This window comes from Aquimarina sp. BL5 (assembly GCF_003443675.1).
Classification (GTDB): Bacteria; Bacteroidota; Bacteroidia; order Flavobacteriales; family Flavobacteriaceae; genus Aquimarina.
Genome location: NZ_CP031963.1, coordinates 1,738,075 through 1,750,417, shown reverse-complemented (window position 1 = coordinate 1,750,417; position 12,343 = coordinate 1,738,075). Strand labels below are relative to the sequence as shown.

Sequence of the window (12,343 nt, the reverse complement as noted above, 5' to 3'; positions counted from 1 at the left end):
CTTTATATTTCATGCCTTTTACTCACAATTTATTTATAGTAATTACACCTTACACCCTGGTTTTAGTTTCTATAGCTGTTTTTTCGCATCATAAAGAGTGGAATACAAAAACGATTACTATTTTAGGAAGTATTTTTATATTGGGTATTATGATCGAAATTATTGGTGTAGCGACCGGTAAATTATTCGGAGTGTATGAATATGGCAAAGGACTTGGTGTCAAAATAGCTGAGGTACCTATTACCATTGGCCTTAATTGGGTTTTCTTAACATATGCTTCCAATGGTATTATCTCTAAGTATACATCCAAAAATATTCCTATTATTGTAGGAGCAGCATTATTAATGGTATTGTATGATATCTTACTGGAAAAAGCTGCTCCCTTAATGGACATGTGGATGTTTTCAAAGAATGATCCACCTATAAATAATTATGTAGTTTGGTTCCTAATGGCTTTAATCTTTAATTGGGTTATCCAGAGATTTAAGGTGAATACGCAAAATAGACCTGCACGTTGGTTATTTTTTGTTCAGTTCAGTTTTTTTATAGTTTTAGTTGTTCTTAATATTTATACTAACAAATGATACGAGCTAATCATAGTAAATCGTGGGTAAGGTTTTCTAAGTATTATACAAAAATACTAATAGGCTTTTTTTTCAGTAGTATAAAGTATAAAGGTGATTACGAAGAAAAAGGGTTGCCGATTCTTATGATCAGTAATCATTTCTCATTTTATGATGGCTTTATTCAAATCCTATTAAACTTCAAAGTTTTTAAACGAAGGTTTAATTTTATGATGCTAGAAAAAGAGCTGAGTAAAAATATGCTATTAACCAAAATTGGTGCTAGTTCGATTAACAAAGGTAAGCGATCAAGTATAGCAAGCCTTGATTATGCGGTCGAAATGCTACAGAATAAAGAGAATTTATTTTTATTTTTTCCTCAAGGAAAAATCCAGAGTATATATACACGAGAGTTTACTTTCGAAAAAGGGTTACTTTCGCATATTCTAGAGAATATGAAAAATGATTTCCAATTAGTTTATAATATTAACCTTATTAACTATGGAACTAAACTTAGACCTGATATGTTTGTATATTACGAGACACATACTATAAGTACGAATACGAATGCTGAAGATGTAGAACGAGAATTTAATCGTTTTGCGAAATCGTGTTTTACAAAACAAGGCGTAAGATGATTTATTTCTGTTATTTTCTAATAATCCTGCTTATTATCAGATTGCTTGTAGCATTTGTTAATTATCTGTCGTTTGCTTATTTACCAAAGGTAACTTCGTTAACATCGGTGCCTCGTGTTTCAATTTTAATACCGGCTCGTAATGAGGAAGATAATATCGGAACTTTATTGGAGCAATTATCGGCGTTTGAATACAGTATGCTAGAAATCATTGTTTATAATGATCACTCAACCGATCAAACGGAAAGTATTATCCAGAATTGGGCATCACTTAAACCTAATATTAAACTATTAAATGGAGATGAACTTCCTCAAGGTTGGTTAGGTAAGAATCACGCCTGTCATCAATTAGCGCAAGCAGCTACGGGTGATTTATTACTCTTTTTAGATGCAGATGTAAGTGTTAAAAAGGATGTGATTAAACGTAGTGTTAGTTATCTTCAGAAACACGAACTTCATTTGTTGTCGATATTTCCAAAACAAATAGTAAAGTCTTTCGGAGAAAAAGTTTCTGTACCCTTAATGAACTGGGTTTTGTTGAGTATACTTCCAATTTATCTAATTCGAAAGTCAAAAAACAAAGTTTTTTCAGCTGCCAACGGGCAATTTATGATGTTTAAAGCAGCTACTTATAAAGCAATATGGCCACACGAAAAATATAAGTCTCATAAAGTAGAAGATATCGCTATTATTAGATTATTTAAACAAAGAGGACTTGCCAGTGATGCGCGCTTAGGAGACAATGATATTTCTTGCAGAATGTATGTTGGACTGGATGATGCTATTGAAGGATTTATCAAAAACATATTTCAATTTTTTGGAAATAGTATTTTCGTAACTATTTCTTTTGCAATTTTAACAACCATCGCTCCATTCGTAGTGTACGCACAGATGGGATTTTGGTGGTTAACTGCATATCTTACTGGCATTGCCTGCATTCGATTTTTTGTAATGTTGGCGAGTCAACAATCAATTTTTCAAAACTTACTTTTAGTCCTACCACAGCACATTGTATTTCTTTTAATAATAATTAAAGGACTGATAAATAATAAACAGAAGAAACTAATATGGAAAGACCGAAATATATTACAAGATTTGTAATTACAATCAGCGTTTTGTTGCTTTCAATACAATTGAGCTTTTCTCAAAGTCCATACCGTGACCCAATTTACAAAGCGTATTCGAGAGGTAAAATGGATGTGTGGTACGAATTAATGCATACCTGCGAAAAAAATGTAAGCTCGAATAGTAGTTTTGATGAACAATTAGAACTTATTAGTTATTACTATGGTTATACGGCTTGGTTAATTGGTGCAGAAAAAGACGATACCGCTGAAGAATATATAGATAAATCGGAAAAAATTATAGATAAGTTATTAGAAGAATCTCCCGAAAATCCAACTTTACTGGCATATAAGGGAGCATACATTGCGTTTACGATTGGTATCTCAAATTTTAAAGCGATTTACTTAGGTAGGAAAAGCATGAAATACATTGACAAATCTATTGAACTAGATCCAGAGAATATTCAGGGCAATATAGAAAAAGGAAACTCCATGTATTATAGACCATCTGCTTTTGGAGGAGATAAAGCAGCGGCAATCGAATATTATGTAAAGGCAGTTAAAAGTTTTGAAAAACAGGGATTGGTTGTTAATAATTGGATGTATATAAATACAATGACTGCTTTGGGACAAGCATATGAAGCTACCGATCAAATACAACGAGCTAAATTATGTTATGAAAAAATTATGCGCATATTTCCCAACTTTATGTGGGTTGAGGATGAATTATATCCGGATATGATAAAGCGTAATAACCTGTAATATTTTATTATTTAGCATATCTAGTATTATGAAATTTATCATTTATAAAATAACATTAGATAGTATAAAATTCTTTATTCTACTATGTTTTATTGTTACTCCAATAACGATGCATGCTCAAAATGAGAAGGAAGACATTGTTAATACAGGAAAAACTCCTCCACGTATTATTCGAGCCTGTTGCGCTTTTGGTTATGATTTGAAAATATGGGGGGTGCCATTTGTTTCTATTGATCAGGTGATCAACATTGATGATCTGAATGAACATCATTATATGGGTAATAAAAAGGAAGGCACTGGAACTATTTATACTAACAAAGGTGGCTTTATCGACATTGGTCATATGCGAGATCAAATTGATTGGACTCGCTATTTATACACTACTATTCTAAATAGTAGGGGAAAAGGTGAAGTAATTTTGCCTTTACGAAAAGAAGCAGGCCGTAAGACTTTATATCTAAACGTACCAGAACAGCTTAGTAATAGTGATTGTATTCTATTAGCAGGAAAAATAACATATGATCTTTCTCTATGGCATGAGATTTCTACTTGGTTTGGGGCATCAACCATTCCTTTTATACCAGAAAAATTTTCTAGCTTTTCGGTGGAGGATGTATATTCAAATTTACTTGGAATACATATAGGGATGAAGACGTTGCATTCAGAACTTCCTTTTAATAAGGCAGCAACAATGATTATCGAATCTACATTAGATAGTTTAGATGTTGTAAAGACGGCAAAAGAAACGTACGATGCTTATGACGCGATTAATAATAAGTGGTACACGAATAAAAAGCGAATACCTAGTAAAAATATTACACTAAAGAGAGATCCTGATGTTCTTAATTCAAGTCGTCCTTGGATAGTTCCTAATCTGGTAAATAGCAATAATGATTCAGTTATTTTAGAAGTTCCTCTTTTAAATAGCAAAGATGAGTTACTTACCAACTTTTATCAATTTACTATTGATCTTAATTATAGGTTTCCTGTAGAAGAAATTTTTCCGGGTAGAGAAAGTGACCTTATCAACCAAGATGACTTTGAGATATTGTTGGATACAATTACCGATGAGTTACAAGTTATGGAACAAAATATATTTGCAGAAAAGAAACTGAGTGCTCAGAAGTAAGTGTCTTTTGCAAATTAATCCTGATTGAATATAGAACTGGATTTTTATGTTTTACGAATCAATAGATTCCATTTCTTAACGTTAATTCCCATAATTAATAACCACAACATCAATAATAATTCAGAAATGTGAGTAATGATTAGTACAGGATTTGTCCATAGCGTTGCTTCTGTCCCGGGAAATAGAAAACCTTGAATGAAATTTATTAAATACCCGAAACATCCAATCATTAGAAAAATTCCCAGTATTTTGGGAAGGTAACTAGATTTAAATACAAGATAACCTAAGGGAAGTAACCATAGGCCGAAAAAAATCGAAACAATAAATCCGCCATTCTTATTTAGATTGATATAAAACATCATTTGTTCTTGCATCTGTTCTTTGGCAGAAAGTAATACGGCGAATAGATTTAGTTGATTCATTAAAAATATTGGAACTGGTAATAAAGCTAAAATCAACATCAAAGTAGCATTATTTTTGTTGACTGGTCTCAATAATTTATACAAAAAGAAAGCATAAAAAACAAAAACAGTTTCCATAATCAAACCACTAACGAAACTTAAGCGAAATAACGATTCTGAAGAAAGAATGTTATTAGTGGTTTCTATAGCATTGTCAAAGTTTAAAAGCTTTGTGTTAATTGAATGAGCTAAAGAACCAGACACTAATACGATAATTCCGATGAAGCCTGTAAGTCGAGCAGTTTTTTTTGGGAATTCCATTTTCGTTGGTTGATTAGTACTTGAAAGACGATTCAGTCATTGATTTGTTACTTTGAAATTAGTGCTAACCTTTCTTAGTACAAACAGAAGTGATTGATCATACCAATTAATAACTGATTTTATTCAGCATTATTAGCTAATTTTTCTAAAACTTCAATCGCTCTTTTTGAATCTTTTGTATCAACAAAAATATGATCATGATAATACCCAGCAATAACATTACAGCTTATATTATGCTTAGCTAATTCTGTAGAAAATATTGCTGTTAAACCAACAGCATCAAGTGATGAGTGTATCATTAATGTTATCCAGGAAGCAATATATTCGTAATTTAAATTTATTTCGTCTGCTTTTGTCCTCTCAATAACAATGGTCGTTCCTTCTTTTTCTTTGAACTCACAAATAGTATCATTTCGATTGATCTTACTTATATCCTTTACAGTAGAAAATACATATTCTCCTATATTCAGTTTAGGAGTCATTCCTTTTAATAATTCAGAGATATTTGTTTCTCCAGCCATTTAGTTTAGGTTTAGTCCAATGTAACTTCAGCTGCAGTTACATTGGACTAAAGTTAGCAAAAAGGAACAAATCGACTGTAAATTCAGGGATAGATGTTTTAGCTATTAATTATATACGTTTTTGTTTTAGGTAATTAGAAAGCAAAAGCTTCAATTCTTTTAAGCATCAGGCACATTTTTTAGATACCTCATTAGCATTAGTTTTATCTAATTGTAATTTCATTTCTAGCTGTTCCAGATTTATTTTAAATCCTATTTTTTGTAAAAAAGCATCAACGCTTTTTGAGCTTTTATCTACATTTATAATTGAGCATGTTTGCCCATAATCCTCTATTAATTTAGACATTAACGTTGAGGCTATTTTTCGTTGTCTAAAGTTTTTATCTATCGCGATTTGTTGTAACCTTTTATTATTTGGATTGTAAATAATATATCCAACTAGTTGATTTTTAATATAAGCACCTAGTGAAATATTAGTATTTTTTAATTGATCGACAACATTATTTGAGTTTTGCCAAGTAGGAGTGATATCCCAAAATGATTGCATTAAGATCCAGTCATAATCTTGTAGTTTATAAATTTCTAAATTGTTGTTTAAGTTAGAAATAACTATTTCTCCTTTGTAGCAGTTTAACTCTCTTTCAATTTTATAACCAGATTTTTTATAAGACTTAATGGCTGGTGTATTTTTAGAAATGACCTCAAGGAATGATTTATTAATTCCTTTTTCTTTTAAGACGGGTAAAATAAAATTATACATCTGTTTGGTTAATCCTAAACCTCTTTTCTTTGGGATAACCCCTGTACCTCCGTTATATACTATTTTTTCATTATTGATTTTATCAAAACCGTGTAATATAAAAGCAATTAGTTTTTTATCTTCAAAAACTCCAACAGATAAGTTAAGATGAACCTTATCGGCTAACATTTTTGAATTCAGTTGTTCTTCTGTTAACTGAAAAGGAATAAAATAATCTGAAAATGATTCGTTGAATACATTTAGAATATCTTTTGTGTCTATTCCTATTAAAGTATTAATTTCCATTTCGATTTTTAAATTACTACGAACGTTCCGTATAGAATCCGTATTCAGATCAGGTCATATGCAATATACAAATCTTACGTTTGAAATAGAATATGTTTAATTTTCTAAAAGAAAGAATGAAGATTATGATATGATTAGAAGTTATAGACTTTATTCATATTCATAGATCTTTCGGTTTAATCATAAATCATTTATAATCAAAATTTATAGCTTTGTGAATTGTGTTTTTTATAAAGCTTCGCAGCTGTAGATAAAGATTATTTTTTTTGCCGACAGTTCTTTTTTTAAGTTAGAATAGTATGAGTTTATTTCATTATTAAGAACATCATTTTTTACGTCATAAAATGCATTAACCTCTTTAGTAATCTTACTTTTTATTTTGGATATGTCGTTTTTAAGTGACCAATTTATTAAAGATATACCACAATTTTCCATCCATTCACTATAAACAGAATCTATATTTAGTGGTGCTTTTTGTAAATATTGATAGTCAACTTTCGAGTCTAGGATATGAACTCTATCTCCAGCAGGAAATTCAAGTTTATTAATTAATAAAACATCTAGTATTTCTTCAATATCGAATGTGATTTTATTTGAACTTAAGGCAAAGTCCATTTCAGATGATTCACTTAATTTTAAGGATTTGACTTCTGTATAAATAATGAGCGTACTGTTGAAATTACTGTGAATATAATCACAAAAAGAAGATTTTTTAGAATCATAAGGTTCTCCATACGTGTAATGATAAACATAACCTGTTAGAATTTTAGAGTCACTCAATTCAGCTTTTAATTTATACCTGTACGCATTTCCTGCATCAGCATAACAATTATAATATTGTAAAATTCCAAAAAGCACTATTAATAATTTTCTCATTTATCTTTTCAAATTCTGACTAACGTCAATTTTGTTTATTGATTATTATGCTGTTGTTAAACCCTAAATCTTCGGGTTTTAAGTCAAATTTATCGATTTGTTTTTTAATTCTTTTGACAAGCCCTAGTTTTCTTTTTTGATCGAGGAATAAATATAGTTTAGGCGGTTGGTATTGTATTTTCTTAGTTATCATATTCCATATTATTACTGCCAACTTTCTAGCTGTTGCGCTTACCGCTGAGTGCCTTCCCTTCCTGTAGGCTACTCTTCTGAAAAAATCAGAAAGATGAGTATCTTTTAAGTTTCCAATAGCATTTGCTGCTTGCCTGAGTGCTATTTTGAGTCTGTTACTTCCTTTGGGCACTCTATTACTTAGTATTTTTCCTCCAGATATTTTGTTGTTGGGAGCCAACCTTAGCCAAGAGGTAAAATGTTTAGCAGTAGGGAATTTTTTAAAACCTTCAGGTCCAATTTCGCTCATAATGCTAAGAATGGATGAATGACTCAATCCTTCAATTGCAAAAAGGTCAACACCATCAAAATATCTAAAAGCAATTTGATTCATATTTTTAATTTTAGGAGCATTTTTATTGATTCTTTTATAAGTTTTTTCTGTTGTTTTGAGTTTTTTTCTTTCGGGATATTGTTTGAGTTCTTGTTTTATAAACTGCTCAATCTTTTTGTCACAAGCTTTTATGTTTCTTTGGAAGAATTGATAACTTTTGAGCTCTTGTTGCAATCCAAAAAGGAAGTCTTCTCTATTATTACCGTGTAGCGCTTTTGCAATTTCTTCTTTAGGTTTTCTACAGTTAAAATGCCGATGTTCTGCTAGGTTATATGGATCAAGATTACCTTTACAGATATCTTCAATGATTTTCATTCCAGTAAGTCCGCAAACATCTTTGACTACTACATCCAATCTGAAGTTCAGTAGTTTTAGATATTTCTGCATTTTATGTGTTGCAGATGAAGCAAGTTCAATCCAATTTGTTCTTTGTCGGCAATATGTTCGTAAATGTTCAGTAACAAGATCTGGTAGAAAACTTCCCGTAAGTAGCCCAAGAGTATGTAGTTTTTGTATCCATCTACAATCTTTCACATCGGTCTTTTTTCCTTTGGCATTTTTAGTGAATTTCCCATTGACTAGTACTACCTCAAAACCAAAACTAATAAGTTCCGTATATAGATTCTGCCAATAATCTCCTGTAGATTCCATAGCTACAGTAGTTACATCGTTGCTCACAAACCACTCACATAATGAAGTCAAATCCTCAGCATATACGCCAAACTCTTTTACATCTTCTAACTCTTGACCAATAGCAGCATAATGAGAACGACTTCCAATATCAATTCCTGCTGCATTGAAATTCACCACATCCATTCCTAGTTTCATTTTTCTTTCCATTTTAAAAAAATTAAAGATTCATAAAAAATGACCCTAAGGAAATGTAACTTTGTACTTGAAAATTATTCTGAACGGGGTAACTGAGCAATCAGTTCCACCACTGAAATTATCAACAAGCCTCTGAACCACGAATTCAGAGGCTTTTACATTTCAACCAGAATTACGCCCGAGCTATTATGCATCAGTTTAAAAATCGGCCTTTCATAGGATCACAATAAAGTTCGGGACTTCGTAACGTTAGCAAAAGAAATTAATAGAGTTTCTTTATGTGGAGAATTTCTGCTAACGTTAAGTATAACAAACATTGCTGACTTGGTGACTATGTATTGTTAGATAGTTTTGTATGCGGTTTATGTTTTATCAATAATAACTTCTTCAACATCATCTACTATTTCTATAGGAGTTTTTTCATCCCAATATTTATTATCCTCAAACAAGTCAACAATGCGAATTGCTTTTGGTATTTTATTATAATCTCTAATAACAAAATCAAAATATATAAAACAATTACAAAGCGTCATTGGATACTCTCCATTATCAGAATGAGGCCTGTCCAACTCAATAATCAATGTATCATTCCGTTCAATAATATGTTTTAAATACCCTTCTTTCCAAGAACAGTTTACGATATAACCTAATTTTACTTTTAAGCTGTTATTTCTAGTCATATTGGTCCGAACTCCAATGGATTCAATCCCACAATCTGTTCTGCATTCAGAAACTTTAAATTTTTCGACCCTTTGATTTATAGGTAATTCTTTTTCTTTAGCACATCCAAATATTAGAAATATTAGTGATATTATTAATAGGTTTCTCATTCAGATATTTGTCATTTTCTCCAATTACGCAAAACATATTTATATATGTAGCATTACGTATATAATCTTTTTGTTTATAAATATAAAAGAAAAATCCCCTAAATCAATGATAAAGGGGATGCCGTTTTATACAAATATAGAGGGAGAAACTAAGACTGTAATCCAGGAATTTCTACTACTTCGTTTACATCTTGATCATAATCTACTCCAGCTACCTTAAATCCAAATAGATTAAAGAAATCATTACTATATCCTTCTAGATCACCTATAGTTGCTAAGGTTTCAGTTGTAGCATTATCCCATAATTCTTTTATTTTAGCCTGAATATCTTCTCGCATTTCCCAATCATCAACACGTATTCTACCTTGATCATCGGTGGCAATGTCGTCACCACTATATAATCTATCCGCAAACAATCGTTGCATTTGCTCTATACAACCTTCGTGGATGTTATTTTCCTTCATTATTTTGTATAACAGAGAAATATATAGAGGAATTACCGGAATAGCTGAACTAGCTTGAGTAACTAGTGCTTTATTTACAGAAACATATGCTTTTCCATTAATACCATTAAGCGATTTGGTAATGTCAAATGCAGTAGCTTCTAAATGATCTTTAGCGCTGCCGATAGTTCCTTTTCTGTAAACAGGTTCGGTAAGTTTTGGGCCGATATATGAGTAGGCGACAGTTTTAGCTTCTGGAGCTAATAAATTTTCTTTTTGTAACGCATCAATCCAGAACTGCCAATCTTCTCCACCCATTACTGTCACAGTGTTTTCTATATCTTCTTCTGTAGCAGGTTCAATGGATACCTGAGATATGTCTCCAGTATGAAAATCTACTGTTTTATTAATATAAGTATCACCAATCGGTTTTAAAACAGATTTGTGTTTTACTCCAGTTTCTGGATGTACCCTTACTGGTGAGGCTAAACTATAAATAACTAAATCTATTTGTCCAAGATCTTGTTTGATGAGTTCTATAGTTTGTTGTTTAATTTCATTAGAAAAAGCATCTCCGTTAATACTCTTAGCATATAATCCAGCTTTATGAGCCTGTGTTTCAAAAGCAGCACTATTATACCATCCTGGAGAAGCTGGTCTGTTTGGTTTAGGAGGTTTTTCTAAAAACACACCAATCGTAGCGGCATTAGCACCAAATGCACTGGTTATTCTGGAAGCTAAACCAAAACCTGTAGAAGCACCAATAACAAGTACTTTTTTTGGTCCGTCTATGGTCCCTTTGGATTTAATATAATTTATTTGGTTTATTACATTTTGTTCGCACCCTTTTGGATGTGCAGTTAGGCAAATGAATCCGCGAGTTCTAGGTTCTATGATCATTGTGTAAAATTCTTTTCTGAAACTACGAACATAGCCTAAAAAGTATGGATTTCCAAAGAAATTATCTGGTTATTTTTACCAATAGATAAACTATTAAATAACCAGATAATTAAAATAGTAATTGACTTCTAAACAAGCGTTAACTTAGGTGTTTTTTGTTTTTGTAATAGCATACCCTGTTACAATAATCCAACTTACCAATCCTGCAATAAATATTCTAAAACTATAAAGATTTGTAAAAGCTACATTAGACAACATTAACATGATTGCAGCAATACCCAATAATAATCCCAGATAAGCTATCCATTTGGGTAGGGTTGACTTTTTGATAATGATAATTGACCATAATACGATTGCGAAGCAACAAGACGCAATAAAAATATAATCCATAGCCTTATTTAGTGCAAACCCATAATGTATGATGTGATTAATTTGTGTTATGATCTCTACAGATTGATCTTGGTATTGTTTAATAAAAAATGGTAAAGCTAATCCATTAATAGCAGCCGCCAACATTCCTGCTAGTAATCCAAATAACATTATTATAAACCCTAGTAAAGAGAGACTATCGTTTTTACCTAATCGAACCGTTAATCCCCAAAACCCGAATGCGAGTATAGGAATTGAAATAATGGCCAGCCCATGAGAGATAATAGCCATTTTTGATATTTTTAATAAGTGTTCGAAATTACCACCAACAGGGTGAAATACCATGGTGATGATAACTAAAATTGAACCGATAATGAGTGCCAAACCTGCACTTTTTTCTAATTGATTTTGCATAACTTTTATGTTTTAGTACGAAAATCAAATTTGGCTTTTTACTAAGGAAGGAGCACTTGATCCAAATCAAGAAATTAGGAAGGCTTGCTTAATTTATTTCGAACCCTGCTTAAGGTTTCGGGGGTGATTTTTAAATAAGATGCTATATATTTTAAAGGAAATTTCTGAATTAGTAGAGGATTATGTTTTAGTATCGCTCTATACTTTTCTTCTGGTGTTGGTAGATTTTGGTATAATTCAATTCCTCGTAATGGTTGTTCTAATATTTTACCTAATTGAAAAAAAGAAGGTGATCGTCCTATCAATTCATGGATGGCTTGCATTTCTAGCTCATAGACTGTACAATCTTCAAAAGCCTGAATAGTTGTTGTAGATGGTTTTTGGGAGGTGAAGCTTTGATGCTCCAGTACCCAATTATTTTCTAGATACAAGTTTAGTGTAATTTCATCAAGATCTTCGGTAGTTCTATACTGGCGTATAGCACCTTCTACAATAAAATAAAACGCACTGCAGGTTTCACCAGTCTTCAATAGAGTTTCTTTTTTACGAAAATTTCTCAGCTTTGTTTTACTGATGATAAGTGATGCTTCTTGTTCAGAAAAGCTTGCAAATCCTTGAAAAGATTTTAATAATTTTTCTTCCATAATGATCTGATTACTTTTAAACAAATATAGA

Annotated in this window: 14 protein-coding genes; 5 read left to right on the top strand and 9 right to left on the bottom strand. The window is 31.5% G+C overall.

Annotated features, from left to right (window positions below; genetic code table 11):
- The first annotated feature begins 11 nt into the window (after nt 1–11).
- Genes D1818_RS07550 through D1818_RS07530 form a run of 5 tightly spaced genes read left to right on the top strand, consistent with a single transcriptional unit; the run spans nt 12 to nt 4,155 of the window.
- On the top strand, nt 12–584 hold the full coding sequence (locus D1818_RS07550; protein WP_158597041.1) for a carotenoid biosynthesis protein: 573 nt from the start codon (nt 12–14) through the stop codon (nt 582–584).
- A complete protein-coding gene (locus D1818_RS07545; RefSeq protein WP_118457586.1) occupies nt 581–1,201 on the top strand; it encodes a 1-acyl-sn-glycerol-3-phosphate acyltransferase in 621 nt (206 codons plus the stop codon). Before D1818_RS07550 ends, D1818_RS07545 begins: the two co-directional genes overlap by 4 nt.
- A complete protein-coding gene (locus tag D1818_RS07540) occupies nt 1,198–2,301 on the top strand; it encodes a glycosyltransferase family 2 protein (RefSeq protein ID WP_118457584.1) in 1,104 nt (367 codons plus the stop codon). Before D1818_RS07545 ends, D1818_RS07540 begins: the two co-directional genes overlap by 4 nt.
- The gene (locus tag D1818_RS07535; RefSeq protein ID WP_118457582.1) at nt 2,268–3,026 is read left to right on the top strand and encodes a M48 family metallopeptidase; all 759 of its coding nucleotides are present in this window, start codon (nt 2,268–2,270) and stop codon (nt 3,024–3,026) included. Before D1818_RS07540 ends, D1818_RS07535 begins: the two co-directional genes overlap by 34 nt.
- 28 nt (nt 3,027–3,054) lie before the next feature.
- Nucleotides 3,055–4,155 (top strand): DUF4056 domain-containing protein, encoded by a 1,101-nt coding sequence (locus D1818_RS07530; RefSeq protein WP_118457579.1) that lies wholly within the window; start codon nt 3,055–3,057, stop codon nt 4,153–4,155.
- Nucleotides 4,156–4,199: 44 nt separating this feature from the next.
- Here D1818_RS07530 and D1818_RS07525 read toward each other — a convergent pair whose 3' ends face one another.
- From D1818_RS07525 to D1818_RS07485, 9 genes are all read right to left on the bottom strand, one after another.
- Nucleotides 4,200–4,877, bottom strand: a complete 678-nt coding sequence (locus tag D1818_RS07525; protein WP_118457577.1) for a DUF4386 domain-containing protein — start codon at nt 4,875–4,877, stop codon at nt 4,200–4,202.
- Between the two features lie 119 nt (nt 4,878–4,996).
- A complete protein-coding gene (locus D1818_RS07520) occupies nt 4,997–5,398 on the bottom strand; it encodes an ACT domain-containing protein (RefSeq protein WP_118457575.1) in 402 nt (133 codons plus the stop codon).
- A 166-nt stretch (nt 5,399–5,564) separates the two neighbouring features.
- The gene (locus D1818_RS07515) at nt 5,565–6,443 is read right to left on the bottom strand and encodes a GNAT family N-acetyltransferase (RefSeq protein WP_118457573.1); all 879 of its coding nucleotides are present in this window, start codon (nt 6,441–6,443) and stop codon (nt 5,565–5,567) included.
- Between the two features lie 228 nt (nt 6,444–6,671).
- Nucleotides 6,672–7,319 (bottom strand): hypothetical protein, encoded by a 648-nt coding sequence (locus D1818_RS07510; protein WP_118457571.1) that lies wholly within the window; start codon nt 7,317–7,319, stop codon nt 6,672–6,674.
- A gap of 25 nt (nt 7,320–7,344) precedes the next feature.
- A complete protein-coding gene (locus tag D1818_RS07505; RefSeq protein WP_118456823.1) occupies nt 7,345–8,724 on the bottom strand; it encodes an IS110 family transposase in 1,380 nt (459 codons plus the stop codon).
- A 350-nt stretch (nt 8,725–9,074) separates the two neighbouring features.
- Nucleotides 9,075–9,542 carry a hypothetical protein gene (locus tag D1818_RS07500; protein WP_118457569.1) on the bottom strand — a complete coding sequence of 156 codons (468 nt, stop codon included), beginning with the start codon at nt 9,540–9,542 and terminating at the stop codon, nt 9,075–9,077.
- Nucleotides 9,543–9,691: 149 nt separating this feature from the next.
- A complete protein-coding gene (gene fabV / locus D1818_RS07495; protein ID WP_118457566.1) occupies nt 9,692–10,885 on the bottom strand; it encodes an enoyl-ACP reductase FabV in 1,194 nt (397 codons plus the stop codon).
- 144 nt (nt 10,886–11,029) lie between these two features.
- Entirely contained in the window at nt 11,030–11,668 is a 639-nt protein-coding gene (locus tag D1818_RS07490) for a hypothetical protein (protein WP_118457564.1), read from the bottom strand.
- A 74-nt stretch (nt 11,669–11,742) separates the two neighbouring features.
- On the bottom strand, nt 11,743–12,312 hold the full coding sequence (locus tag D1818_RS07485; RefSeq protein WP_118457562.1) for a Crp/Fnr family transcriptional regulator: 570 nt from the start codon (nt 12,310–12,312) through the stop codon (nt 11,743–11,745).
- Nucleotides 12,313–12,343 lie beyond the last annotated feature (31 nt).